At 62.2% G+C, this 24,061-nt stretch carries 23 protein-coding genes; 3 read left to right on the plus strand and 20 right to left on the minus strand.

Annotated features, from left to right (window positions below; translation table 11 throughout):
• Window positions 1-118 precede the first annotated feature (118 nt).
• The 16 genes from nuoF to IB274_RS05925 form a co-directional block, all read right to left on the minus strand.
• Window positions 119-1,468, minus strand: coding sequence for an NADH-quinone oxidoreductase subunit NuoF (nuoF, locus tag IB274_RS05850; protein ID WP_192431095.1), 1,350 nt, complete (start codon window positions 1,466-1,468; stop codon window positions 119-121).
• The gene (gene nuoE / locus IB274_RS05855; protein WP_169887231.1) at window positions 1,465-1,965 is read right to left on the minus strand and encodes an NADH-quinone oxidoreductase subunit NuoE; all 501 of its coding nucleotides are present in this window, start codon (window positions 1,963-1,965) and stop codon (window positions 1,465-1,467) included. Before nuoE ends, nuoF begins: the two co-directional genes overlap by 4 nt.
• Complete coding sequence (gene nuoC, locus IB274_RS05860; RefSeq protein WP_081520488.1) at window positions 1,962-3,743, minus strand: NADH-quinone oxidoreductase subunit C/D; 1,782 nt, start codon at window positions 3,741-3,743, stop codon at window positions 1,962-1,964. The genes nuoE and nuoC overlap by 4 nt, the downstream gene beginning before the upstream one ends.
• A gap of 59 nt (window positions 3,744-3,802) precedes the next feature.
• Window positions 3,803-4,480 carry a NuoB/complex I 20 kDa subunit family protein gene (locus IB274_RS05865; protein ID WP_045214755.1) on the minus strand — a complete coding sequence of 226 codons (678 nt, stop codon included), beginning with the start codon at window positions 4,478-4,480 and terminating at the stop codon, window positions 3,803-3,805.
• A gap of 10 nt (window positions 4,481-4,490) precedes the next feature.
• On the minus strand, window positions 4,491-4,904 hold the full coding sequence (locus IB274_RS05870; protein WP_017517108.1) for an NADH-quinone oxidoreductase subunit A: 414 nt from the start codon (window positions 4,902-4,904) through the stop codon (window positions 4,491-4,493).
• 440 nt (window positions 4,905-5,344) lie between these two features.
• Window positions 5,345-5,845 (minus strand): DUF4442 domain-containing protein, encoded by a 501-nt coding sequence (locus IB274_RS05875; RefSeq protein WP_192431096.1) that lies wholly within the window; start codon window positions 5,843-5,845, stop codon window positions 5,345-5,347.
• Window positions 5,846-6,033: 188 nt separating this feature from the next.
• A complete protein-coding gene (locus IB274_RS05880; RefSeq protein ID WP_192431097.1) occupies window positions 6,034-7,629 on the minus strand; it encodes an isocitrate lyase in 1,596 nt (531 codons plus the stop codon).
• Between the two features lie 511 nt (window positions 7,630-8,140).
• The gene (locus tag IB274_RS05885; protein ID WP_192431474.1) at window positions 8,141-8,932 is read right to left on the minus strand and encodes a secretin N-terminal domain-containing protein; all 792 of its coding nucleotides are present in this window, start codon (window positions 8,930-8,932) and stop codon (window positions 8,141-8,143) included.
• 20 nt (window positions 8,933-8,952) lie between these two features.
• Window positions 8,953-9,579, minus strand: coding sequence for a histone acetyltransferase HPA2 (locus IB274_RS05890; protein ID WP_192431098.1), 627 nt, complete (start codon window positions 9,577-9,579; stop codon window positions 8,953-8,955).
• A 21-nt stretch (window positions 9,580-9,600) separates the two neighbouring features.
• Window positions 9,601-10,029: a GNAT family N-acetyltransferase gene (locus IB274_RS05895; RefSeq protein ID WP_017517103.1), complete on the minus strand. Its 429-nt coding sequence runs from the start codon at window positions 10,027-10,029 to the stop codon at window positions 9,601-9,603.
• Window positions 10,022-11,197 (minus strand): cupin domain-containing protein, encoded by a 1,176-nt coding sequence (locus IB274_RS05900; RefSeq protein WP_192431099.1) that lies wholly within the window; start codon window positions 11,195-11,197, stop codon window positions 10,022-10,024. Before IB274_RS05900 ends, IB274_RS05895 begins: the two co-directional genes overlap by 8 nt.
• A gap of 60 nt (window positions 11,198-11,257) precedes the next feature.
• Window positions 11,258-12,628 carry an adenylosuccinate lyase gene (gene purB, locus IB274_RS05905; protein ID WP_192431100.1) on the minus strand — a complete coding sequence of 457 codons (1,371 nt, stop codon included), beginning with the start codon at window positions 12,626-12,628 and terminating at the stop codon, window positions 11,258-11,260.
• A 95-nt stretch (window positions 12,629-12,723) separates the two neighbouring features.
• Window positions 12,724-13,344, minus strand: a complete 621-nt coding sequence (gene hflD, locus IB274_RS05910) for a high frequency lysogenization protein HflD (RefSeq protein WP_192431101.1) — start codon at window positions 13,342-13,344, stop codon at window positions 12,724-12,726.
• Window positions 13,341-14,468 carry a tRNA 2-thiouridine(34) synthase MnmA gene (gene mnmA / locus IB274_RS05915; RefSeq protein ID WP_192431102.1) on the minus strand — a complete coding sequence of 376 codons (1,128 nt, stop codon included), beginning with the start codon at window positions 14,466-14,468 and terminating at the stop codon, window positions 13,341-13,343. Before mnmA ends, hflD begins: the two co-directional genes overlap by 4 nt.
• An 83-nt stretch (window positions 14,469-14,551) precedes the next feature.
• Complete coding sequence (locus IB274_RS05920) at window positions 14,552-14,995, minus strand: NUDIX hydrolase (RefSeq protein ID WP_192431103.1); 444 nt, start codon at window positions 14,993-14,995, stop codon at window positions 14,552-14,554.
• Window positions 14,996-15,099: 104 nt separating this feature from the next.
• Window positions 15,100-17,322: an NADP-dependent isocitrate dehydrogenase gene (locus IB274_RS05925; RefSeq protein WP_192431104.1), complete on the minus strand. Its 2,223-nt coding sequence runs from the start codon at window positions 17,320-17,322 to the stop codon at window positions 15,100-15,102.
• A 357-nt stretch (window positions 17,323-17,679) separates the two neighbouring features.
• Between IB274_RS05925 and icd the strand changes: the two genes are divergently transcribed.
• Entirely contained in the window at window positions 17,680-18,933 is a 1,254-nt protein-coding gene (icd, locus tag IB274_RS05930; RefSeq protein ID WP_192431105.1) for an NADP-dependent isocitrate dehydrogenase, read from the plus strand.
• Window positions 18,934-19,006: 73 nt separating this feature from the next.
• Here the strand turns inward: icd and cspD are convergent, their stop codons facing one another.
• Window positions 19,007-19,282 carry a cold shock domain-containing protein CspD gene (gene cspD / locus IB274_RS05935; protein WP_192431106.1) on the minus strand — a complete coding sequence of 92 codons (276 nt, stop codon included), beginning with the start codon at window positions 19,280-19,282 and terminating at the stop codon, window positions 19,007-19,009.
• Window positions 19,283-19,511: 229 nt separating this feature from the next.
• Between cspD and clpS the strand changes: the two genes are divergently transcribed.
• Together clpS and clpA are read left to right on the plus strand one after the other, a co-directional pair.
• The gene (gene clpS, locus IB274_RS05940) at window positions 19,512-19,874 is read left to right on the plus strand and encodes an ATP-dependent Clp protease adapter ClpS (protein ID WP_026078807.1); all 363 of its coding nucleotides are present in this window, start codon (window positions 19,512-19,514) and stop codon (window positions 19,872-19,874) included.
• 28 nt (window positions 19,875-19,902) lie between these two features.
• Window positions 19,903-22,176 carry an ATP-dependent Clp protease ATP-binding subunit ClpA gene (gene clpA, locus IB274_RS05945; RefSeq protein WP_192431107.1) on the plus strand — a complete coding sequence of 758 codons (2,274 nt, stop codon included), beginning with the start codon at window positions 19,903-19,905 and terminating at the stop codon, window positions 22,174-22,176.
• 85 nt (window positions 22,177-22,261) lie between these two features.
• On the opposite strand, the gene infA is transcribed toward clpA, so the two are convergent.
• The 3 genes from infA to aat form a co-directional block, all read right to left on the minus strand.
• Window positions 22,262-22,480 carry a translation initiation factor IF-1 gene (gene infA / locus IB274_RS05950; RefSeq protein ID WP_002553999.1) on the minus strand — a complete coding sequence of 73 codons (219 nt, stop codon included), beginning with the start codon at window positions 22,478-22,480 and terminating at the stop codon, window positions 22,262-22,264.
• 105 nt (window positions 22,481-22,585) lie between these two features.
• Window positions 22,586-23,293: an arginyltransferase gene (locus IB274_RS05955; protein ID WP_192431108.1), complete on the minus strand. Its 708-nt coding sequence runs from the start codon at window positions 23,291-23,293 to the stop codon at window positions 22,586-22,588.
• A gap of 31 nt (window positions 23,294-23,324) precedes the next feature.
• Entirely contained in the window at window positions 23,325-24,029 is a 705-nt protein-coding gene (gene aat, locus IB274_RS05960) for a leucyl/phenylalanyl-tRNA--protein transferase (RefSeq protein ID WP_192431109.1), read from the minus strand.
• Window positions 24,030-24,061 lie beyond the last annotated feature (32 nt).

The following is a 24,061-nucleotide window of genomic DNA, read 5'->3' on the forward strand; positions in this document are numbered from 1 at the left end:
CTTCGTTGGCCCGTTGTCAGCGGGCGTGGCTAATAGAAATCACGGTTTCATCGGGCCGGCGGCACGCCGCGGCACTACAACGAAACAACGCCGGGCGCAGCGCCCGGCGATCAAAGCATCAAGCGCCGACGGTCTGCGGAGCTTGTACGGCCTGAGCCTGGCGGGAAATGCCCGCTTCGAACTCGGGACGGAAATACTTCAGTGCGCTGCCCAGCGGCTCGACGGCACCCGGTGCGTGAGCACAGAAAGTCTTGCCTGGGCCGAGGAAGTTGACGAGCTGCTCGAGGGTCTCCAGGTCGCCCTGGGCGCCTTCGCCTTTCTCCAGCGCGCGCAGGACCTTCACGCTCCACGGCAGGCCGTCGCGGCACGGAGTGCACCAGCCGCAGGACTCGCGGGCGAAGAACTCTTCCATGTTGCGCAGCAGGGAAACCATGTTGACGCTGTCGTCCACCGCCATGGCCAGACCGGTACCCATACGAGTACCGACCTTGGCGACGCCGCCAGCGTAGAACAGCGCGTCCAGGTGTTCCGGCAGGAGGAAGCCGGTACCGGCGCCGCCCGGCTGCCAGGCCTTGAGCTTGTAGCCGTCGCGCATGCCGCCAGCGTAGTCCTCGAACAGCTCGCGCGCCGGAAGGCCGAAGGGCAGCTCCCAGATGCCGGGGTTCTTCACCTTGCCGGAGAAACCCATGAGCTTGGTGCCCATGTCTTCGCTGCCTGGGCGGGCGAGGCCCTTGTACCAGTCGACGCCGTGCTCGACGATCGCTGGCACGTTGCACAGGGTCTCGACGTTGTTCACGCAGGTCGGCTTGCCCCAGACGCCAACGGCGGCGGGGAAGGGCGGCTTGGAGCGCGGGTTGGCGCGGCGGCCTTCCAGCGAGTTGATCAGCGCGGTCTCTTCGCCACAGATGTAGCGGCCGGCGCCGGTGTGCACGAACAGCTCGAAATCGAAGCCGCTGCCGAGGATGTTCTTGCCCAGCAGGCCGGCGGCCTTGGCTTCATCGAGGGCGCGGTTCAGGTTGCGGGCGGCGTCGACGTACTCGCCGCGCAGGAAGATGTAGCCGCGGTAGGCCTTGAGGGCGCGCGCGGAGATCAGCATGCCTTCCACCAGCAGGTGCGGCAGCTGCTCCATGAGCATGCGGTCCTTCCAGGTATTGGGCTCCATCTCGTCCGCGTTGCACAGCAGGTAGCGGATGTTGAGGGATTCGTCCTTGGGCATCAGGCCCCACTTCACGCCGGTGGGGAAGCCCGCACCGCCGCGGCCCTTGAGGCCGGAGTCCTTGACGGTCTGGACGATGTCGTCGGTGGCCATCTGTGCCAGCGCCTTGCGCGCGGCGGCGTAGCCGTTCTTCGACTGGTACTCCTCCAGCCAGACCGGGGCGCCGTCGTCACGCAGGCGCCAGGTCAGCGGATGGGTTTCAGGCGCGCGCGCGGTGCGGTTGGGCGTGCCATAGGAGGTGAGGCGACTCATGCGTAGGCCTCCAGCAGTTTGGCGACGCCGTCGGGACGCAGGTCACCGAAGGTGTCGTCATCGATCATCATCGCCGGGGCCTTGTCGCAGTTGCCCAGGCAGCACACCGGCAGCAGTGTGAAGCGGCCGTCGGCGGTGGTCTGGCCGAGGCCGATGCCCAGCTGCTTCTGGATCTCGCCGACTACGGACTCGTGGCCGCCGATGTAGCAGACCATGCTGTCGCAGACGCGGATGATGTGGCGGCCGACCGGCTGGCGGAAAATCTGGCTATAGAAGGTCGCCACGCCTTCGACGTCGCTGTCCGGAATGCCGAGGATGTCGGCGATGGCCGGAATGGCGCCGTCCGGCACCCAGCCGCGCTGCTTCTGGACGATCTTCAGGGCTTCGATGGACGCCGCGCGGGAGTCCTCGTAGTGATGCATTTCGTGCTCGATGGCCGAGCGCTCGGTTTCGCTGAGTTCGAAACGATCTGTCTGGATAAGGGTACTCATGATCAGCGGTCCACGTCGGCCATAACGAAGTCGATACTGCCCAGATAGGCGATCAGGTCAGCGATCATGCTGCCGTTGATCACCGACGGAATCTGCTGCAGGTGCGGGAAGCTGGGCGTCCGGATGCGGGTCCGGTAGCTCATGGTGCTGCCATCGCTCGTCAGGTAGTAGCTGTTGATGCCCTTGGTCGCTTCCACCATCTGGAAGGCTTCGTTGGCCGGCATGACCGGGCCCCAGGAAACCTGCAGGAAGTGGGTGATCAGGGTTTCGATGTGCTGCAGCGTGCGCTCTTTGGGTGGCGGCGTGGTCAGCGGGTGGTCGGCCTTGTACGGGCCTTCGGGCATGTTCTTCAGGCACTGCTCGATGATGCGCAGGCTCTGGCGCATCTCACCCATCTTGACCATGCAGCGGTCGTAGGCGTCGCCATTGGCCGCCAGCGGTACTTCGAACTCGAAGTTCTCGTAGCCGGAGTAGGGGCGGGCTTTACGCAGGTCGAAATCACAGCCGGTGGCGCGCAGGCCGGCGCCGGTGGTACCCCATTCCAGCGCTTCCTTGGTGTTGTACGCGGCAACGCCGATGGTACGACCACGCAGGATGCTGTTCTTCAGGGCGGCGGTTTCGTACTCGTCCAGGCGCTTGGGCATCCAGTCGAGGAACTCGCGGACCAGCTTGTCCCAGCCGCGCGGCAGGTCGTGGGCGACGCCGCCGATGCGGTACCAGGCCGGGTGCAGGCGGAAGCCGGTGATGGCTTCGACGACCTTGTAGGCACGCTGGCGGTCGGTGAAGGTGAAGAACACGGGGGTCATCGCGCCCACGTCCTGGATGTAGGTACCCAGATAGAGGAGGTGGTTCAGGATGCGGAAGAACTCCGACATCATGATGCGGATGACGTCGACGCGCTGCGGTACCTTGATGCCGGCGAGCTTCTCGACCGAGAGCACGTACGGCAGGTTGTTCATCACGCCGCCGAGGTAGTCGATACGGTCGGTGTACGGAATGAAGCTGTGCCAGGACTGGCGCTCGGCCATCTTCTCGGCGCCACGGTGGTGGTAGCCGATCTCCGGAACGCAGTCGAGGATCTCTTCACCATCCAGTTGCAGGATGATGCGGAACGCACCGTGCGCGGACGGGTGGTTAGGGCCGAGGTTGAGGAACATGAAGTCCTCGTTCTCGCCGTGGCGCTTCATGCCCCAGTCTTCGGGCTTGAAGCGTAGGGCTTCCTGCTCGAGGTCCTGCTTGGCGGCGGACAGCGCGTAAGGGTCGAACTCGGTGGCGCGCGCCGGGTAGTCCTTGCGCAGCGGGTGACCTTCCCAGGTGGGCGGCATCAGCATGCGGGTCAGGTGCGGGTGACCATTGAAGGTGATCCCGTACATGTCCCAGACCTCACGCTCGTACCAGTTGGCGTTCGGCCAGATACGTGTGGCGGTGGGCACATTGAGGTCGCCTTCGGATAAAGCCACCTTGATCATCACGTCACTATTACGTTCGAGCGACATCAGGTGGTAGAACACGCTAAAGTCTGCGCCCGGCAGGCCGCGACGATGCGTGCGCAGGCGCTCGTCGACACCGTGCAGGTCATAGAGCATGACGTAAGGCTTGGGCACGTTGCGCAGGAAGGTAAGGACGTCGATCAGGCGCTCACGGGCAACCCAGAGCACCGGCATGCCGGTGCGGGTGGCCTGGACGGTGAAGGTCTCGGCGCCAAAGCGGGAATTCAGTTCGACGACGATATCTTGGTCGTCTGCCTTGTAAGGCGGGATGTACAGAGCGGAGTCTGCATTCATAGTCTTTAAGTCACTCGGTCAACGGTGGAGTGAAAACGGGCCTCTCGTGGAGGGCCGGATCACACTTCGTCGGGGCTGCGCAGGTTGGTGACCGCAATGCGCTGTTCGCGCTTGAGATCCTTCTGGGCAGGCATGTCGGCGCGATAGACGCCTTGATCGCCTACAACCCAGGACAACGGGCGACGCTCCTGGCCGATGGATTCCTGTAGCAGCATCAGGCCTTGCAGGAACGCCTCCGGACGGGGCGGGCAGCCGGGGATGTACACGTCCACGGGGAGGAACTTGTCGACCCCCTGAACGACCGAGTAGATGTCGTACATGCCGCCGGAGTTGGCGCACGACCCCATCGAGATCACCCACTTGGGTTCCAGCATCTGCTCGTACAGGCGCTGGATGACCGGAGCCATCTTGATGAAGCAGGTGCCGGCGATGACCATGAAGTCAGCCTGGCGCGGCGATGCACGGATCACTTCGGCGCCGAAACGGGCGATGTCGTGCGGCGCGGTGAACGCCGTGGTCATCTCCACGTAGCAGCAGGACAGCCCGAAGTTGTACGGCCACAGGGAGTTTTTGCGACCCCAGTTCACCGCACCGTTGAGAACATCCTCGAGCTTGCCCATGAAGATGTTCTTGTGGACCTGCCCTTCGATGAGCGGGTCTTCTACCGTTTCGCGTTCGCCGATCGGGTATTGATCATTGGGCGCATCCGGATCGATCCGGGTAAGTTTGTATTGCATCGCCAAAGCCTCATTGTTTTAGCTTCGCCTGCCGTGCGCGACGTGCCGCCGGCGCCCAATCGAGCGCGCCGATACGCCACAGGTAGACAAGACCTGCCAACAGAATTGCTATGAAAATGGTTGCCTCGATCAGACCGGCCCAACCGCTTTCACGGACGGACACGGACCAGGCGAAGAGGAAGAGGGCTTCGACGTCGAAGATCACGAAGAGCATCGCGACCAGATAGAATTTTGCGGACAGGCGCAGGCGGGCGCTGCCGGTAGGAACGATCCCCGATTCGAACGGTTCGTTCTTGCTGCGACCAAATGCCTTACTGCCAAGAAGGCTGGAAACCCCTAGCATGAAGGCGAGCAGGCCCAGCACTCCTAAAAGGAAGGCGGCGAGTCCCCAGTGTTGAGCTGCAAGTTCAGCTGGATTGGGCATGCCGATACTCCTTCCTACAAAAAGCGATTGTCTTGGGTTTCGGGCGCAACGCCCGAGTACTGCGAACCCGACAACTCAAGGATAGTGAGCTAAGGGTTCAGGTGATCTTTCCAATTTTATGCCCAAAGCCTTCAGCAAGTAAATTTTTCCAACACAAACAGATGCTTCTATTTCGGGCAAAAGCCTTTTGCATTTCCCGTAGCGCCCTGTTTGCGCGGCTCTGGATGCCTAGTGTGACGGCACTTCGGCTTTGGTCGAATAGTACTTTCGAGGTATTTATCCGCAATAAATCGGCACCCATAAATGATAAGAATTATCATTTGCGGTGTCGTATATCCGTAACTTTACTACATATAAGCGGCGCGGCTTTTATTTCGCCTGGTATGTGACTTCGAATTATCCCTCTGTGAACTCGTTGGTCGCCCCCGCATCCGGGTGGTTCAATTTCCCTTCCGAATCCACGCCCAGCGCATCTCGCAGCGCACCGGTTCGGCCCCCGATTCGTCCAGAAGGGTCACCTTCACCAGCGCCTCGCCGCGATCATCGTCCCGCATTGCGCGGCGCTGTTCCGGCGTCAGCGTGGCGATGGCGCGCAGGCCGCCGCTGGCCCGAAGCAGGTAGTCGACCTTGAGGGTCTTGATCAGCGGCAGCTTGTGATCGGGCAGGTTCATGCCGACCATGCAGCCGCTGGCGGACTCGGCCAGCAGCGCCATGGCTGCGGCATGTAAGCCGCCGATGTGATTGCGGGCGCGGCGATGGTTGGCCAGGCTCATTCTCACTTCATCATTGGAGAGCCACTGGATGCGTACGCCGGCGGTTCCGGCAAAGCGCACCTGAGAGCAGAACAGGCGACTCAGCAGCGGCTCGTGGAGGCGGCTTGGCAGGCGCTGGATGAGGTGGGCGGCGAGGGCGAGGCGGTTGCGCTTGGGTTTATTGCTCATGGGGCGTTCCGTTCATATAAAGGAAGCCCGAGGCTGGCACGTCGAAGCGGTTCTGCCCTTGGCGGGCGGGGAAGGGGTTGCTGGCGGTTCGGCCAAGCGCAATTCGGCCAGACACAAAAAGCAAGACCCCGGCCGGGGCCGGGGTCTTGCGGAGTCTCCCAGCCCCGAGGGGCTGGTTGAGCCAGTTCTTAGTGGAACTGGTTCATGGTGTTGTCTTTACCCGAGGCTTTCAGAGCGGCTTCGCCAGCGAAGTACTCTTTGTGGTTGTCGCCGATGTCCGAGCCGGCCATGTTCTGGTGCTTCACGCAGGCGATACCCTGACGCAGTTCCTGACGCTGAACGCCCTTCACGTAGGCCAGCATGCCCTGGTCGGCGAAGTAACCCTTGGCCAGGTTGTCGGTGGACAGCGCGGCGGTGTGGTAGGTCGGCAGGGTGATCAGGTGGTGGAAAATGCCGGCGTGGGCGGAACCGTCACGCTGGAAGGTACGGATCTTCTCGTCGGCAACCTGAGCCAGTTCGGTTTCGTCGTACTCGACGCTCATCAGCTTGGCGCGGTCGTAGGCGGAAACGTCCTTGCCTTCGGCGACGAATGCATCGAACACCTGCTGGCGGAAATTCAGGGTCCAGTTGAACGACGGGCTGTTGTTGTAAACCAGCTTGGCGTTCGGGATGACCTGACGGATGCGGTCAACCATGCCTTTGATCTGGCCAACGTGCGGCTTCTCGGTTTCGATCCACAGCAGGTCGGCGCCGTTCTGCAGCGAGGTGATGCAGTCCAGGACGCAGCGGTCTTCGCCGGTGCCCTTGCGGAACTGGAACAGGTTGGAAGCCAGGCGCTTGGGACGCAGCAGCTTGCCGCCGCGGTTGATCACCACGTCGCCGTTCTGCAGTTCGGCAGCGGAAACTTCTTCGCAGTCCAGGAAGGAGTTGTACTGGTCGCCCAGGTCGCCCGGCTCTTTGGTCACGGCGATCTGCTTGGTCAGGCCGGCGCCCAGGGAGTCGGTACGGGCAACGATCACGCCATCGTCAACGCCGAGCTCGAGGAACGCGTAGCGAACGGCGTTGATCTTGGCGAGGAAGTCTTCGTGCGGAACGGTCACTTTGCCGTCCTGGTGGCCGCACTGCTTCTCGTCGGAAACCTGGTTCTCGATCTGGATGCAGCAGGCACCGGCTTCGATCATTTTCTTGGCCAGCAGGTAGGTCGCTTCCGGGTTGCCGAAGCCGGCGTCGATGTCGGCGATGATCGGTACTACGTGGGTTTCGTAGCCGTCGATCTGAGCCTGGATTTCGTCCTGCTTGGCCTTGTCGCCGGCAGCGCGAGCGCTGTCCAGGGCGGTGAAGAGCAGATCCAGTTCGCGAGCGTCAGCCTGGCGCAGGAAGGTGTACAGCTCTTCGATCAGGCCGGAAACGGCAGTCTTCTCGTGCATGGACTGGTCGGGCAGCGGGCCGAAGTCGGAACGCAGCGCGGCAACCATCCAGCCGGACAGGTAGAGGTAGCGCTTGTTGGTGGTCTTCAGATGCTTCTTGATCGAGATCAGCTTCTGCTGGCCGATGAAGCCGTGCCAGCAGCCCAGGGACTGGGTGTAGACGGAGTTGTCGGCGTCATACTCGGCCATGTCTTTGCGCATGATGGCCGCAGTGTACTTGGCGATGTCCAGACCAGTCTTGAAGCGGTTCTGAGCGCGCATGCGGGCAACCGACTCGGGGTTGATAGCGCTCCAGCTGTTACCGGTTTTCTCTTTCAGAGCGGCAACGGCCTTGATGTCGTTTTGATAAGCGGACATGGTCAATCCTTCAAAGTATGTGTGTGGTTGAGCACCGACTACCCACTCAAAACCCGTATCTGCACGGAATTGACTGCGGGTTGCTCGCCGCGGGATGGCGAAGGTACGACCGAAAAGAAGGAGTGACGCTGGAGGAGTGGGGGTAGAGCGGCGTACAGACGGGTGACTGCAGCGGTGACATCCAGAATCGCTTGCCGGCTCGTGGCAGCCGTTGGGCAATGGTGGACGGCTGAATCCGTCACTTCGTACTGTTGCTAAGGCTTGCTTCCCCGTCCCTCAGGACAACCTCTTGCCAGTCGCAACCTCGTCGATCCGCCTTGTGGGCTTAACAACACGGACCAGCGCGGCGGGTGGGCCACAGGCTCGGTCCGGAGGGCTTTGAGACCCTCTGGTTAGCGGGAGCGAAGCCATCATGCACTTTCAAACGAGCGTTCGTCAAACGTTTTGTAGTGTTTTTTTTGGACTACTACACGAAGGTCTAACGAGGACTGGCAAGTCACCTACGGAAGGATTAGTCGAGCACTTCGACCTTCACCCGGAGGGTACTGTCGCTGCGCCCCTGGGTGCTGTACTGGCGGGTGTAGCCGCTTTGCGTGCTCTGGTTGCTCTGGCTGACGCCGCCTACGTCGATCCACTGGCCAATGGGGCCGCTGACGGTGGTGTCCGCCGAACTGGTGTTCATCGAGCCCTGGTAATTGCCGTTGAAGCGGTCGTTGCGGGTACTCAGGGTGATGTGTACCAGGTTGCCCGTGAGGCTGGCGGTCACGTACATGCCCTGGTTGGCGTCGCGGTATTCGGTCTGGCTGTAGACCTGGCCGTAGGGGCCGATGCCGGCGTTGGTCACCGGCTGACTCTGGCCGACCTGGATGAAGGCGGGCGAACCCTCGGTGGTGCGCACCTGCTGGGTGCCGCCTCCGCGACTGTTGGTGGATCGATTGATAATGCGCACCTGGTCGCGGCCGTTGACTTCGCCGCGACCCGCCTGGATTTCCACATTGCCGGCGCTCACCGAGCCGTTTACCGAGTAGCCGCTCTGGCTGCCCTGGCTGCCATCGAGTGTATCGACGCTGATCAGCAGCTGATGCGGGCGCGTATCCAGTTGTTCGAGCACCTGCTGCAGTTCGCGGATCTTCGCCAGCTCGGCGTTCACCACTAGCTGGTTGCCGTAGGCGCTAACCCGGCCTTCATTGCCCAGGACCTGCTGCGCCACCGGCAGCACGTCTTCGGCGGTGCGGTAGTTGAGCGGGATGATCTCGGTGCGCGGCGCTGCGGTGGCGGCGAAGCTGATCGCGCAGACGAGCATCAGGGCGAGGGTGTGTTGGCTCAAATCAGGAAACTCCGCAGGTTCGGGTCGAGGACGCTGGTGTTCCAGGTCTGTTCGAATTGCGCGATCAGTTGGCGGACGCGGCCAGCGTTGTTGTAGTGCGCGTAACCGGCGTACTCGCCTGGCTCCGGGCGCAGCAGCAGGCCGCAGTCGTCAGCGAGCAGAAAGGCATGCTCCTCGCTCGGGTAGTCGGGATTGATCCGGTGGATCTGGCAGTAGCTGGACAGCCGACGGCTGAGGTTCAGCAGACGATGGCCTTCCTTCACCGCGCGGCTACTGTCGCGCACCAGAATCATCAGGCGATTGCGCGGATTGCCCAGTAGTAGCTGGGTGCAGGCTTCCTGGATGCTGCTGTGGTGATACAGCCACGGCTCCAGGTCGGGGGTATAGAGGTAGAGCGTGCGGCGCGCCTGCTGGATCAGTGCCAGCGCATGGGCGCGGGCGTCATCCGGCTTGCTGAAACGGTGCAGCTGGTCACCCTCGCCGAGGCGGAAAGGCGCAGGCTCCAAGGCTTCGGGCGGCAGCGCTTCGCTGGGCGGGTTGTGGACGGCAAAACGCCCCGGTGACTGGAACTCGATGTCCGGCAGTTCTACCGGGAGATCGTCTTGGTCCGGGGCGTTTTCCATGTCGCTCCTTTGAGTCGCTGCTCAGGCGCTCTCGCGCACCATGTCCACGTGGGGGAGGCCGGCGTCGAGGAATTCGCCGCTGGCTACCTGAAAGCCTAGCCGTTCGTAGAAGGGAATGGCGTAGACCTGGGCCGTCAGCAACTGGCGCTGCAGGCCCTGGCTTTCTGCCTGCTCGATGGCGGCGCGCATCAGCAGGTCGCCTACCTTCAGGCCGCGCCAGTCCTTGAGGACCGACACCCGGCCGATGTGCCCGTCCGGCAGGAGGCGGGCGGTGCCGATGGCGTAATCGCCTTCGAAGGCCAGGAAGTGCACGGCTTCGACATCCTCGGCGTCCCATTCGAGTTCCGGCGGGACCGATTGCTCGGCGATGAACACCGCCTCGCGAATGCGCCGCAGATCGGCATTATCCTTCTGCCAGTCCGCGACGCGAACCCTGATCTTGCTACTCATCGGCAAACTCCAGACTGCCCTGTTTGATCAGTTCTCCGATGAGCTTACGCCCATCGTCGTCGGCCAGCCATTGGCCGAGATTCCCTTCATGCAGCGACTGGGCCGAGCACACCAGCTTGAGCAGGTCGCGCAGTTTTTCCGGCAGGACCACGGTCTGGCCGCTGGCGAACAGCAGCAGGCCGACGTCCACTTCGCTCCAGGCCATGCGGGCGCTGGGGTTGCGGATCAGCACTTCGCCGTCCTTGATGGCGGTGGTCAGGTCGTCTTCCTCGATCTCCTCGCCAGCCACCAGTTCCGGGTAGCGCGGCTCGGTCATGAACTGGCCGAACCAGGTGAGCAGCAGGCGTTCATCGCTCATGTGCTCTTGCAGCAGGTTTTTCAGGCGGTCGAGGGCGTCGCGCTGGATCTGGTGCTGGTCGAAGTCACCTTTCATCGCCGCCATGCCGGCGTCGCTGTAGCGCTCTTCGTCGGAGAGGAACTGGGCGAGGAAGTCGGTGAAATGGGTCAGCACTTCGGCGGCACTGGGTGCGCGGAAGCCGACCGAGTAGGTCATGCAGTCGTCTTCGGCGATGCCGTAGTGGGCAATGCGCGGCGGCAGGTAGAGCATATCGCCGGGCTCCAGCACCCAGTCGGCGCTTTCTTCGAATTCGGCGAGGATGCGCAGGTCGGCATGGGGCAGCATCGGGCTGCTGGCGTCGCAGGTCTGGCCGACTTTCCAGCGGCGGCGGCCGTGGCCCTGCAGCAGGAACACGTCGTAGTTGTCGAAGTGCGGGCCGACGCCGCCGCCCGGTGCGGCGTAGCTGATCATCACGTCATCGATCCGCCAGCTGGGCAGGAACTTGAAGTGTTCCAGTAGTTCGGCAACTTCCGGGATGAACTGGTCGACGGCTTGCACTAGCAGGGTCCAGTCGCGCTCGGGCATCCGGCTGAAGGTGTCTTCCTGGAACGGGCCGCGGCGCAGCTCCCACGGGCTGTCGCCGTGTTCGAGGACGATGCGCGATTCGATCATCTCTTCCAGGGCAAGGCCGGCCAGCTCGTCAGGGTCCAGCGGGCTCTTGAAATCGGGGATGGCCTGGCGCACCAGCAGGGGCTTTTTCTGCCAGTAATCGCGGAGGAATTCTTCGGCGCTGATGCCGCCCAAAAGCTGAAGAGGAATAGCAGGATTCATGGTTAAGTCCTTGAAACAAAAACGCCCGGCACAGCCGGGCGTGCAAAGTCAGGGCGAATCTCAGATGCGCTTGGCCTGGGCGATAGCGTTACCGATGTAGTTCGCGGGGGTCAGTTTCTTCAGCTCGGCCTTGGCTTCTGCCGGCATGTCGAGGCCTTCGATGAACACCTGCAGGGCTTCGGCGCTGATGCCTTTGCCGCGGGTCAGTTCCTTGAGCTTCTCGTAGGGGTTCTCGATGCCGTAGCGGCGCATGACGGTCTGTACCGGCTCGGCCAGGACTTCCCAGCAGGCGTCCAGGTCGTCGGCGATGCGCGCGGCGTTCAGTTCCAGCTTGCCGATGCCTTTCAGGCTGGCTTCGTAGGCGATGACGCTGTGGGCGAAACCTACGCCCAGGTTGCGCAGCACGGTGGAGTCGGTCAGATCGCGCTGCCAGCGGGAAATCGGCAGCTTGCTGGCCAGGTGCTGGAGCAGGGCGTTGGCGATACCCAGGTTGCCTTCGGAGTTCTCGAAGTCGATCGGGTTGACCTTGTGCGGCATGGTCGAGGAGCCGATCTCGCCGGCGACGGTCTTCTGCTTGAAGTAGCCCAGAGAGATGTAGCCCCAGATGTCGCGGTCGAAATCGATGAGGATGGTGTTGAAGCGCGCCACGGCGTCGAACAGCTCGGCGATGTAGTCGTGCGGCTCGATCTGGGTGGTGTAGGGGTTCCAGTTCAGGCCCAGGTCGCCTTCGATGAATTCGCGGGCGTTGGCTTCCCAGTCCACTTGCGGATAGGCCGACAGGTGGGCGTTGTAGTTGCCCACGGCGCCGTTGATCTTGCCGAGCAGCTCGACCGAGGCGACCTGCTTGATCTGGCGCTCCAGGCGGTAGACGACGTTGGCCAGTTCCTTGCCCAGGGTGGTTGGCGAGGCCGGCTGGCCGTGGGTGCGCGAGAGCATCGGCACGTCGGCGAACTTCACCGCGAGTTCGCGGATGGAGTCGGCGATCTGGCGCATCAGCGGCAGCAGCACGGTGTCACGGCCTTCGCGCAGCATCAGGGCGTGGGACAGGTTGTTGATGTCCTCGGAGGTGCAGGCGAAGTGGATGAACTCGCTGACCTTGGCCAGTTCCGGCAGCTTGGCGGCTTGTTCCTTGAGCAGGTATTCCACGGCCTTGACGTCGTGGTTGGTGGTGCGCTCGATGTCCTTGATGCGCTGCGCGTGCTCCAGCTGGAAGTCGTCGGCCAGCTGGTTCAGCAGGGCGTTGGCTTCGGCGGAGAAAGGCGCGACTTCAGGGACGCCGGCGTGGGCGGCGAGACGCTGGAGCCAGCGAACCTCCACCAGGACGCGGAAACGGATCAGGCCGTATTCGCTGAAAATCGGACGCAGGGCGCTGGTCTTGCTGCCGTAACGGCCGTCAACGGGGGATACCGCGGTAAGGGAGGAAAGCTGCATGGGGCGTTCTCGTAGCTGTCGGTCAACGAAAAGGGCGCACATCATACATGAATGGCGCGAACCGGTCGCCCTTGCGACGACCGGAAGGGCGTGTTTCAGCCGCGAAGCAGGGGGCGCAGTTCGTTCAGCATTTTCTTCCGGCTGAACAGCATCTGCCAGCGGTTGCCGCCGAGCTGTCGCCACAGGCGCGCGGAGCGGATGCCCGCCAACAGCAGGGCGCGGATGCGCGCGGCATTGGCGTTGATCTGCAGGTGGCGCATGTCGCCATGTACCTGGATGCGCTGGCGGAAGGTGCTCAGGGTGTCCTGGTAGAGGCCGGCGCAGGAGGCGATGACGTTCTCGTGGACCAGGCCGAAGTGCTGCACTTGCTGCTGAACCTGGTCCAGGCGGGTGCCCATGATGTCGAGCATGTCGGGACGCTTGTTGAGCTGGCGCTCCAGGCCGATCAGCGACAGTGCGTAGCGCAGCGGCTCGCGCTGCAGGCTGTTGGGGTCGCGCTCGAGGGCGCTGACCAGCGCGCGGAAGCCCTCGCGCAGGTTGGCGGTGTCGCCGCCGTAGACGTCGAGGGTGGTCTTCGGGTCGCGCACCAGCAAGCTGCCGAGCATGCAGCCCAGCGGCGCCTCGGGAATCTGTCCTGTGCGGGCGAGGCGGTCTACCAGGGAGGCGGCTTCGAAGATGCCGGAGAGGGCGATGATCTGGTCGTGCAGATCGCTCATTTACGGTCCTTAGCGAACGCGGGTTCAGCGGATTCGATGACGCCGCCACCAAGGCAGACTTCGCCGTCATAGAAGACGACGGACTGGCCGGGGGTGACGGCGCGCTGCGGCTCGTCGAAGACGGCGCGGTAACCGTTCTCGGTGCGTTCCAGCACACAGTCCTGGTCGGCCTGGCGGTAGCGCACCTTGGCGCGCAGGGGCTTGGGCTGGTCCAGGTCGATGGGGTTGACCCAATAGATGTGCGAGGCGTGCAGGGCGCGGGAGAACAGCCATGGGTGGTCGTTGCCCTGGCCGACGACCAGGACGTTGCGCACCAGGTCCTTCTCCAGTACGTACCAGGGGCTGTCGTCGGCATTCTTCAGGCCGCCGATGCCCAGGCCCTGGCGCTGGCCGATGGTGTGGTACATCAGGCCGACGTGCTTGCCGATGATGGTGCCGTCGGTGGTCTCGATGTTCCCCGGCTGGGCCGGCAGGTACTGCTTGAGGAAGTCGCTGAAACGGCGCTCACCGATGAAGCAGATGCCGGTGGAGTCCTTCTTCTTCGCAGTGGCCAGGCCGTATTTCTCGGCGATGGCGCGAACCTCGGGCTTCTCCAGTTCGCCGACCGGGAACAGGGTCTTGCCGATCTGCTCGCCACCCACGGCGTGGAGGAAGTAGCTCTGGTCCTTGTTCGGGTCCAGGCCCTTGAGCAGCTCGCTGCGGCGGTCTATGTCGCGGCGGCGCACGTAGTGCCCGGTGGCGATCAGGTCGGCGCCCAGGGCAACGGCGTAGTCGAGGAAGGCTTTGAACTTGATTTCGCGGTTGCAGAGGATGTCCGGGTTCGGTGTGCGACCGGCCTTGTATTCCTCAAGGAAGTGCTCGAAGACGTTGTCCCAGTATTCCGCGGCGAAGTTGGCGGTATGCAGCTTGATGCCGATACGGTCGCAGACAGCCTGGGCGTCTGCGAGGTCGGTCATGGCGGTGCAGTACTCGGTGCCATCGTCCTCTTCCCAGTTCTTCATGAACAAACCTTCCACCTGGTAGCCCTGTTCCTTGAGGAGGAGGGCGGAGACGGAAGAATCCACGCCGCCGGACATGCCGACGATGACGCGGGTGTTCTGGGGGGCTTTGAGTGAGTCAGACATGGCAGCGGGTCACGAACGCAGGTAAAGAGGGCGATTCTACCAGAGCCGAGCGGTAGAGGCTCGGCTGCCGATTTGGGCTTGGCTCAGTCGCGGATCAGGGCCAGCGGGAAGCGTTCGCCTTCCAGGTAGTCGTCGATGCAGCGCAACACCAGATGGCTGCGCCAGCGCTCGGGCTGTGCGGCCAATTCTTCGCGAGTCATCCAGCGGGCGCCGAGGATGCCGTCGTCGAGCTCGCGCTCGGGATGATGGCGCAAGGGGCGCGCGGCGAAGCAGACTCGCTGGTAGGTCACGCCGTTGCTCGGCGCGGTGTACAGGTAGATGCCGGTGACGGCGGTCAGCTCCACGTCCCAGCCGGTTTCCTCGAGGGTTTCGCGCATGGCGGCCTCGAGCAGGGTCTCGTTGGCTTCCAGGTGGCCGGCGGGCTGGTTGAAGACCTGCTTTTTGTCAGCGGACATTTCCTCCACCAGCAGGAAGCGGCCCTGGTCTTCGACGATGGTGGCGACGGTGACGTGTGCTAGCCAGCGCATGGTCATGATCTCGTTGGGGCGAAAAGGTGCGAGTTTAACGTGGCGGGGTGCAGAAAGCAGAACCCCCGGGAAGGTCCGGGGGTTCTGGTGTCACACGAAGCGGCTTACGCCAGTGCGTCGATCGCGGCGTTGAAGGTCGCACTCGGGCGCATGACCTTGCTGGTCAGCTCCGCGTCGGAACGGTAGTAGCCACCGATTTCCGCCGGCTTGCCCTGTACACCGTTGAGTTCGGCGACGATGGCCGCTTCCTTCTCGGTCAGGGTCTTGGCCAGGTCGGCGAAGTGGGCTTTCAGCTCGGCGTCGTCGTTCTGCTCGGCCAGGGCCTGTGCCCAGTACATGGCCAGGTAGAAGTGGCTGCCGCGGTTGTCGATCTCACCGATCTTGCGCGACGGCGACTTGTTGTTGTCGAGCAGCTTGCCGGTGGCGATGTCCAGGGTCTTGCCCAGAATCTTGGCCTTGGCGTTGTCGGTCTTGATGCCTTCTTCCTCGAAGGAGACCGCCAGGGCCAGGAACTCGCCCAGTGAATCCCAGCGCAGGTAGTTCTCTTCGACCAGCTGCTGTACGTGTTTCGGAGCCGAGCCGCCGGCGCCGGTTTCGTACATGCCGCCGCCCGCCATCAGCGGAACGATGGACAGCATCTTGGCCGAGGTGCCCAGTTCCATGATCGGGAACAAGTCGGTCAGGTAGTCGCGCAGGACGTTGCCGGTCACCGAGATGGTGTCCAGGCCGCGCATCTGGCGTTCCATGCTGGTGCGGATGGCTTCGTTGTAGCCTTTGATGCTGATGTCCAGGCCGGTCAGGTCGTGGTCTTTCAGGTACAGCTCGACCTTCTTGCGCAGCTCGTTGTCGTGGGCGCGTTCCGGGTCCAGCCAGAAGATGGCCGGGGTGTTGGAGGCGCGGGCACGGGTAACGGCCAGCTTGACCCAGTCGCGGATCGGGGCGTCCTTGGTCTGGCAGGCGCGCCAGATGTCGCCGGCCTGCACTTCGTGCTGCATCAGGACCTTGCCGTCGGCATCGACAACGCGCATCACGCCGTCAGCTTCCAGTTCGAAGGTCTTGTCGTGGGAGCCGTATTCCTCGGCCTTCTGCGCCATCAGGCCGACGTTCGGTACGCTGCCCATGGTGGTCGGGTCGAATGCGCCGTTGGTTTTGCAGAAGTTGATCATTTCCTGGTAGATGCGGGCGTAGGTGCTTTCCGGCATTACCGCCTTGGTGTCTTTCTGCTTGCCGTCCTTGCCCCACATCTGACCCGAGTTGCGGATCATGGCCGGCATGGAGGCGTCGACGATCACGTCGCTGGGGATGTGCAGGTTGGTGATGCCCTTGACCGAATCAACCATCGCCATTTCCGGACGGTGGCTGTACACCTCGTGGATGTCGTGCAGGATTTCTTCCTGCTGGGAGGCCGGCAGCGACTTGATCTTGTCGTAGACGCTGGAGATGCCGTTGTTCGGGTTCACGCCCAGCTCTTCGAACAGCTGGCCGTACTTCTCGAACACGTCCTTGTAGTAGACGGTGACGGCGTGGCCGAAGACGATCGGGTGGGAGATCTTCATCATGGTGGCCTTGACGTGCAGGGACCACATGACGCCGGTTTCCTTGCAGTCCTGCAGGGTCTTCTCGAAGAAGGCGCGCAGTTTGCTGCAGCTCATGAACATGCTGTCGAGGACTTCCCCGTCCTGCATCTTCAGGGTCTTCTTGGTTTCGACCTTGCCGTCCTTGCCGACGAACTCGATGCGGACTTCACCGGCTTTCGGAATGGTGACCGATTGCTCGCTGGAGAAGAAGTCGCCGCCACGCATGTAGTCGGCGTGGGAGCGCGAAGCCATGCTCCACTTGCCCATGCTGTGCGGGTGTTTGCGCGCGTAAGCTTTTACGGCGGCCGGGGCGCGGCGGTCGGAGTTGCCCTCACGCAGGACCGGGTTCACGGCGCTGCCCAGGACCTTGGCGTAGCGGGCGCGGGTGTCTTTCTCTTCGTCGGTCTGCGGGTCTTCGGGGAAGTCCGGAACGGCGTAGCCCAGCTTCTGCAGCTCGGCGATGGCGCCCTTGAGCTGCGGTACCGAAGCGGAGATGTTCGGCAGCTTGATGATGTTGGCTTTGGCGTCGGTGGCCAGTTGGGCCAGATAGGCCAGATCGTCTTCGATCGCCTTGTCGCCGAGCTTGTCAGCGAAGGAGGCCAGGATACGGCCCGAAAGAGAGATGTCGCGGGTCTCGACGTCGATGCCGGCGGAGGCGGCAAAGGCTTTTACGATGGGAAGAAGCGAATAGGTCGCGAGGGCGGGTGCTTCGTCGGTGAAGGTGTAGGTGATCTTCGAGCGGATGGACATCTCGTTCTAACTCTCTTCTTTGCTGGGCGCGCACAGAGTCTCGAATCGCGTTGGTACACGCTTGCGTTCAACGAAGTGGTTGACCGACCTTCGAGATTTGCCGCGGGGATATTGGGGCGCCAGTAGAGCGTTGTACGGCGGGATCCTGGTGGGGACGTGCGCCGCTGCGAGGAGAGAGTCTGGTCCCAGACTGCTCGGACCTCGATGACCATTAAGTCATGCCGGCCAGTATACCACCCTAAAGGCAGGGTGAAGCGTGTCCCTTTTTTAGACTAAGGAATGATGTAGTTCGATTACCGACTTGTGAGCTACCCTCAGTGGCTGCAAGAGGGTTTCAATCAAAAAGCGGAGTTCAGCATGGGATACCAAAAGATCCAGGTGCCGGCCGGTGACAAAATCACCGTCAACGCCGATATGTCCTTGAATGTACCGAAGAACCCGATCATCCCCTACATCGAGGGTGATGGCATTGGCGTCGATATCAGCCCGGTCATGATCAAGGTCGTCGACGCTGCCGTCGAGAAAGCCTACAAGGGCGACCGCAAGATCGCGTGGATGGAAGTCTACGCGGGCGAGAAAGCCACCCAAGTCTACGACCAGGACACCTGGCTGCCCCAGGAAACCCTGGATGCCGTTCGCGATTACGTCGTTTCGATCAAAGGCCCACTGACCACCCCGGTGGGTGGTGGTATTCGCTCGCTGAACGTGGCACTGCGCCAGCAGCTCGACCTGTATGTCTGCCTGCGTCCGGTGCGCTGGTTCGAAGGCGTGCCGAGCCCGGTGAAAAAGCCCGGTGACGTGGACATGGTGATTTTCCGCGAGAACTCCGAAGACATCTATGCCGGGGTCGAATGGAAGGCCGGCACTCCGGAGGCGCAGAAGGTCATCAAGTTCCTGACCGAGGAAATGGGTGTCAAGAAAATCCGCTTCACCGAAAACTGCGGTATCGGCATCAAGCCGGTTTCCCAGGAAGGCACCAAGCGCCTCGTGCGCAAGGCTCTGCAATACGCCGTGGACAACGACCGTAGTTCGGTCACCATCGTTCACAAGGGCAATATCATGAAATTCACTGAGGGTGCCTTCAAGGACTGGGGCTATGAGCTGGCTCGTGACGAGTTTGGCGCCCAGTTGCTCGATGGCGGCCCGTGGATGCAGTTCAAGAATCCCACTACCGGCAAGAATATCGTGGTGAAGGACGTGATCGCCGACGCCATGCTGCAGCAGATCCTGCTGCGCCCGGCCGAGTACGACGTCATTGCCACCCTCAACCTGAACGGCGACTACCTGTCCGACGCCCTGGCGGCGGAGGTGGGTGGCATCGGTATCGCGCCGGGCGCCAATCTCTCTGATTCGGTGGCCATGTTTGAGGCGACCCACGGTACTGCGCCCAAGTACGCCGGTCTTGACAAGGTCAATCCGGGCTCGGTGATTCTTTCGGCCGAGATGATGCTGCGCCACATGGGTTGGCCGGAAGCGGCCGACCTGATCATCGACGGTGTGAATGGTGCCATCGCCGCCAAGACCGTGACCTACGACTTTGAGCGACTGATGGACGGTGCCAAGCTGCTGTCGTGCTCCGAATTCGGCGACGCGATCATCGCCAAGATGTAACCGGGTGATGCTTCGCCCATGAAAAAGGCCGGCTTGCTGCCGGCCTTTTTCGTTTCGTCTGATCCGTGACGAATCAGGCTTCCGCCGTGAGGTTCTCTACCTCGCTGCTCGGGGCAGCTTGTGCGGACGGGGTGGATGCATTGGCGTTGACGGGCTGGATGTTCACCGCGTGCAACCCCTTCGGACCTTGCAGGATCTCGAAACTGACGGGTTGGCCGGCCTTGAGAGTCTTGTAGCCATCCATCTGGATTGCCGAGTAGTGAGCAAACAGGTCCTCATCTCGGCCATCAGCCAGGATGAAACCGTAGCCCTTGGCGTTGTTGAACCACTTGACCTTACCGCTGAGCATGCTGATATCCCTCTGCAAAGGACTCCATCGCTGGAGTATCATCCACTACTATTCCGCTATGCCTTTTTCCTGAAGACTGGCGTCCGGAACTCCTGATACCCTCCGGGGGGTATCCTTTGGTTGTAACACCCTTTTGCCGTTAGTCAAGGCGGCGTCGTCTGGGCCTGGGAGGTGTTTCAAACTCCGGTCGGCCCACTCATTCACCCACTCGCAAAGCTTTTATTCCAGCATGCATGCAAGTAGCCAGATTCGACTAACATTCAATCAGGACCGCCCGGATCCATTGGAAGACGACGGGGCGGGGCTGGCGGTTGAAGAAGCCAAGCCTGCCCTGAAGGCACCATCGATGTATCGGGTCATCATGTTCAACGATGATTACACCCCGATGGATTTCGTGGTTGAGGTGCTCGAGCTGTACTTCAACATGAACCGCGAGCAGGCAACCAAGGTCATGTTGACTGTGCATACCCAGGGCAAGGCGCACTGCGGGACCTTTACCCGTGATGTCGCGGAAACCAAAGCCATGCAGGTCAATCAATATGCGAGGGAGAGCCAACATCCACTGTTGTGCGAAATTGAGATAGAAGGTTGATGCGGATGTTTGGGAGCGAGGTGAAGTCATGTTGAATCGAGAGCTCGAAGTCACCCTCAATCTCGCCTTCAAGGAGGCGCGGGCGAAGCGGCATGAGTTCATGACCGTTGAGCACTTGCTGTTGGCGCTTCTTGATAATGAGGCTGCCGCAACGGTTCTGAAGGCGTGCGGTGCGAATCTGGACAAACTGCGGCGAGACCTGCAGGAGTTCATTGATTCCACCACGCCGCTGATCCCCCAGCACGACGAGGATCGCGAAACCCAGCCGACCCTGGGCTTCCAGCGCGTTCTGCAGCGTGCCGTATTCCACGTGCAGAGTTCCGGCAAGCGCGAAGTTACCGGCGCTAATGTGCTGGTCGCCATCTTCAGCGAGCAGGAGAGCCAGGCGGTGTTCCTGCTCAAGCAGCAGAGCGTCGCGCGGATCGACGTGGTCAACTACATTGCCCATGGCATCTCCAAGGTGCCGGGCCATGCCGAGCATCAGGACAGCGAGCAGGAGATGCAGGACGAGGAGGGCGGCGAGTCTTCCACTTCCAGTCATCCGCTGGATGCCTATGCCAGCAACCTGAACGATTTGGCGCGCCAAGGTCGCATTGACCCGCTGGTTGGTCGTGAATCGGAAGTTGAGCGCGTCGCGCAGATCCTCGCTCGTCGCCGTAAGAACAACCCGCTGCTGGTGGGTGAGGCTGGCGTCGGCAAGACCGCCATCGCCGAAGGTCTGGCCAAGCGTATCGTCGACGGCCAGGTGCCGGACCTGCTGTCCGATAGCGTCGTCTATTCCCTGGACTTGGGCGCATTGCTGGCGGGCACCAAGTACCGCGGCGACTTCGAGAAGCGCTTCAAGGCGCTGCTCAACGAGTTGCGCAAACGTCCGCACGCTGTGCTGTTCATCGACGAAATCCACACCATCATCGGCGCCGGTGCAGCATCGGGTGGGGTGATGGATGCGTCCAACCTGCTGAAGCCGCTGCTTTCGTCCGGTGAGATTCGCTGCATTGGCTCGACCACTTTCCAGGAGTTCCGCGGCATCTTCGAGAAGGATCGCGCGCTGGCTCGTCGCTTCCAGAAGGTCGATGTCACCGAGCCGTCCGTCGAGGATACCTTCGGTATTCTGAAAGGCCTGAAGCCACGCTTCGAGCAGCACCATCACATCGAGTACAGCGATGAGGCGCTGCGTGCCGCCGCTGAACTGGCCGCCCGCTACATCAATGACCGCCACATGCCGGACAAGGCCATCGATGTGATCGACGAGGCGGGTGCCTACCAGCGACTGCAGCCGGAAGAGAAGCGCGTGAAGCGCATCGAAGTGCCGCAGGTCGAGGATATCGTCGCGAAAATTGCGAGGATTCCGCCCAAGCACGTGTCCAGCTCCGATAAAGAGCTGCTGCGTAACCTTGAGCGCGATCTCAAGCTGACCGTGTTCGGCCAGGCTGCAGCCATCGAGTCGCTGTCCACCGCGATCAAGCTGTCGCGTGCCGGCCTCAAGTCGCCGGACAAGCCGGTCGGTTCCTTCCTGTTCTCCGGTCCGACCGGTGTGGGTAAGACCGAGGTGGCTCGCCAGCTGGCCAAGGCGCTGGGCGTGGAACTGGTGCGCTTCGACATGTCCGAGTACATGGAGCGGCATACCGTGTCCCGTCTGATCGGTGCGCCTCCGGGCTACGTCGGTTTCGACCAGGGCGGTCTGCTGACCGAGGCGATCACCAAGACGCCGCACTGCGTGCTGCTACTGGACGAGATCGAGAAGGCGCACCCGGAAGTCTTCAACCTGCTGCTGCAGGTGATGGACCACGGCACCCTGACCGACAACAACGGGCGCAAGGCGGACTTCCGCAACGTCATCCTGATCATGACCACCAACGCAGGCGCGGAAACCGCGGCGCGGGCCTCTATTGGCTTCACGCAGCAGGACCACTCCACCGATGCCATGGAAGTGATCAAGAAGAGCTTCACGCCGGAGTTCCGCAACCGCCTGGACACCATCATCCAGTTCGGCCGCCTGAGTCACGAGACCATCAAGAGCATCGTCGACAAGTTCCTCACCGAGCTGCAGGCGCAGCTGGAGGATAAGCACGTGCAAATCGAGGTCAGCGATTCGGCGCGTGCTTGGTTGGCGGATAAGGGGTACGACCCGCAAATGGGCGCTCGCCCGATGGCGCGGCTCATCCAGGACAAGATCAAGCGGCCGTTGGCTGAGGAGATCCTGTTCGGCGAGTTGGCTGAGCACGGCGGCGTGGCTCATGTGGACCTGAAGGATGGCGAGCTGGCCTTCGAGTTCGAGGTGATCGCAGCAGAGCCAGCCTGACGCGCTTTCGTCAGGCCAAACGAAAACGCCCGGCAATGCCGGGCGTTTTTCTGTGTGCCGGTTTCTTGCCGGCGCCTACCGTCTGTCAGCGAGCGCGGTAGGTGATGCGACCCTTGGACAGGTCGTAGGGCGTCAGTTCAACGCGAACTTTATCGCCGGTCAGGATGCGGATGTAATTCTTGCGCATCTTCCCGGAGATGTGCGCGGTAACGACGTGCCCGTTCTCCAACTCCACGCGAAACATGGTGTTGGGCAGGGTGTCGACGACAGTGCCTTCCATTTCGAAGCTGTCTTCTTTCGACATGCAGTAGAACCCTCGGTATCTATGGTTGCCTGAAGTTTCAGGGCATTAAAAAAGGCACACATTGTGCCTGAAATCGCCTCGCAACGCCAATGGCTGTTTTTCGCTTCAGTTCAACGCCACCCAGCGCTGGTTCACGAAAAGCTCGATCGGGCGGTACTGGGTCTTGTAGTTCATCTTCCGGCAGTTCTTGATCCAGTAGCCGAGGTAGACGGCGTGCAGGTTCAGGCGTTCGGTTTCGGCCACCTGCCAGAGGATGGCGAATCGGCCGAGACTTCGCCGCTCCTCGTCCGGGTCGTAGAAGGTGTAGACCGCGGAGAGGCCGTTGGGCAGGACATCGGTCACTGCTACGGCGAGCAATCTGCCGTGCAGGCGGAATTCGAAGAAGCAGCTGAACGGCAGGTCGCGCACCAGGAAGGTGGCGAACTGGTCGCGACTGGGCGGATACATGTCCCCGTCGGCATGGCGCTGCTCGATGTAGCGCATATAGAGGGCGTAGTACTCCTCGGTGAAGGCGGGGCGCTTGCGGATGACTTCCAGATCGGCGTTGCGCTTGATGATGCGCTTCTGTTGGCGGCTCGGTTGAAAACCGGCGGTTGGAATGCGCGCGGGGATGCACGCGGTGCAATGCTGGCAGTGTGGCCGATAGAGGTGCTCACCGCTGCGCCGGAAGCCGACCTCAGACAGCGAGGCATACAGCTGCGCGTCCATGGGCTGGCTGGGATCGAGGAACAGGGTGGTGGCCTGTTCCTCGGGCAGATAGCTGCATGGATGCGGTTGCGTGGCGTAAAACTTCAGGCGGGCGAGCTCGGTCATCTTCAACCCCTGCGAGGTCCCTCAAGCAAGTTTAAGACAGGCTGAGCGGGTCCGCCTGCGAAGTCCAGTCCTGCGATGGCGTTTCGTCGAGATGACGCAGCAGGTAGCTGGCGAATTCGCAGCGGGAAATAGGGCGGGCGCCGAAACTGTGCAGGTGTTGGGTCGGCATCTGGCAGTCGATCATCACGAAACCAGCGGCCTGCAGGCGTTGCACCAGGGTGACGAAGGCGACCTTGGAGGCATTGTCGGCGTGGCTGAACATGGATTCGCCGAAGAACAGGCGACCGATGGCCAGCCCGTAAAGTCCGCCGACCAGTTCGCTGCCGCGCCAAGCTTCTGCCGAGTGAGCGATACCCAGGCGGTGAAGCTCGCAATAGGCGTCCTGCATCGGCGTGGTGATCCACGTGCCGTCCGCATAATCGCGCGGGCCCGCGCAGCCGTGGATGACTTGCTCGAAGGCCCGGTCGATGGTGACCTGGTACTGCTGCTGGCGGATGACCTTGGCGAGGCTGCGGGAGACGTGCAGTTCTTCGGGAAGCAGAACGGTGCGCGGGTCGGGCGACCACCAGAGAATCGGCTGGCCGTCCTGATACCAGGGGAAGCAGCCATGGCGGTAGGCCTGGATCAGGCGCTGCGGGTTGAGGTCTCCGCCGGCCGCAAGCAGTCCGTTGGGCTCATGCAGGGCCTTATCGAGGGGCGGAAAGTCGAAATTGCTGCGGGAAAGCCACTTGATCATAGGGAGGAGGGGAGGGCGAGCCTCCCCTGGCG

The sequence above is a fragment of the Pseudomonas sp. PDM18 genome, assembly GCF_014852585.1.
GTDB lineage: Bacteria > Pseudomonadota > Gammaproteobacteria > Pseudomonadales > Pseudomonadaceae > Pseudomonas.

Bases quoted from the DNA above. Each gene is read 5' to 3' on its own strand.
- IB274_RS05955 (WP_192431108.1), bottom strand. From the start codon at position 23,293: ATGACCGAGCTCGCCCGCCTGAAGTTTTACGCCACGCAACCGCATCCA.
- IB274_RS05920 (WP_192431103.1), bottom strand. From the start codon at position 14,995: ATGCGCTGGCTAGCACACGTCACCGTCGCCACCATCGTCGAAGACCAG.
- IB274_RS05890 (WP_192431098.1), bottom strand. From the start codon at position 9,579: ATGGAAAACGCCCCGGACCAAGACGATCTCCCGGTAGAACTGCCGGAC.
- aat (WP_192431109.1), bottom strand. From the start codon at position 24,029: ATGATCAAGTGGCTTTCCCGCAGCAATTTCGACTTTCCGCCCCTCGAT.
- nuoF (WP_192431095.1), bottom strand. From the start codon at position 1,468: ATGAGTCGCCTCACCTCCTATGGCACGCCCAACCGCACCGCGCGCGCG.
- purB (WP_192431100.1), bottom strand. From the start codon at position 12,628: ATGCAGCTTTCCTCCCTTACCGCGGTATCCCCCGTTGACGGCCGTTAC.
- icd (WP_192431105.1), top strand. From the start codon at position 17,680: ATGGGATACCAAAAGATCCAGGTGCCGGCCGGTGACAAAATCACCGTC.
- IB274_RS05885 (WP_192431474.1), bottom strand. From the start codon at position 8,932: ATGCTCGTCTGCGCGATCAGCTTCGCCGCCACCGCAGCGCCGCGCACC.
- IB274_RS05870 (WP_017517108.1), bottom strand. From the start codon at position 4,904: ATGCCCAATCCAGCTGAACTTGCAGCTCAACACTGGGGACTCGCCGCC.
- IB274_RS05925 (WP_192431104.1), bottom strand. From the start codon at position 17,322: ATGTCCATCCGCTCGAAGATCACCTACACCTTCACCGACGAAGCACCC.
- clpS (WP_026078807.1), top strand. From the start codon at position 19,512: ATGCATGCAAGTAGCCAGATTCGACTAACATTCAATCAGGACCGCCCG.
- mnmA (WP_192431102.1), bottom strand. From the start codon at position 14,468: ATGTCTGACTCACTCAAAGCCCCCCAGAACACCCGCGTCATCGTCGGC.
- IB274_RS05895 (WP_017517103.1), bottom strand. From the start codon at position 10,029: ATGAGTAGCAAGATCAGGGTTCGCGTCGCGGACTGGCAGAAGGATAAT.
- cspD (WP_192431106.1), bottom strand. From the start codon at position 19,282: ATGCTCAGCGGTAAGGTCAAGTGGTTCAACAACGCCAAGGGCTACGGT.
- IB274_RS05865 (WP_045214755.1), bottom strand. From the start codon at position 4,480: ATGCAATACAAACTTACCCGGATCGATCCGGATGCGCCCAATGATCAA.
- hflD (WP_192431101.1), bottom strand. From the start codon at position 13,344: ATGAGCGATCTGCACGACCAGATCATCGCCCTCTCCGGCATCTTCGAA.
- IB274_RS05880 (WP_192431097.1), bottom strand. From the start codon at position 7,629: ATGTCCGCTTATCAAAACGACATCAAGGCCGTTGCCGCTCTGAAAGAG.
- IB274_RS05900 (WP_192431099.1), bottom strand. From the start codon at position 11,197: ATGAATCCTGCTATTCCTCTTCAGCTTTTGGGCGGCATCAGCGCCGAA.
- clpA (WP_192431107.1), top strand. From the start codon at position 19,903: ATGTTGAATCGAGAGCTCGAAGTCACCCTCAATCTCGCCTTCAAGGAG.
- infA (WP_002553999.1), bottom strand. From the start codon at position 22,480: ATGTCGAAAGAAGACAGCTTCGAAATGGAAGGCACTGTCGTCGACACC.
- IB274_RS05875 (WP_192431096.1), bottom strand. From the start codon at position 5,845: ATGAGCAATAAACCCAAGCGCAACCGCCTCGCCCTCGCCGCCCACCTC.
- nuoC (WP_081520488.1), bottom strand. From the start codon at position 3,743: ATGAATGCAGACTCCGCTCTGTACATCCCGCCTTACAAGGCAGACGAC.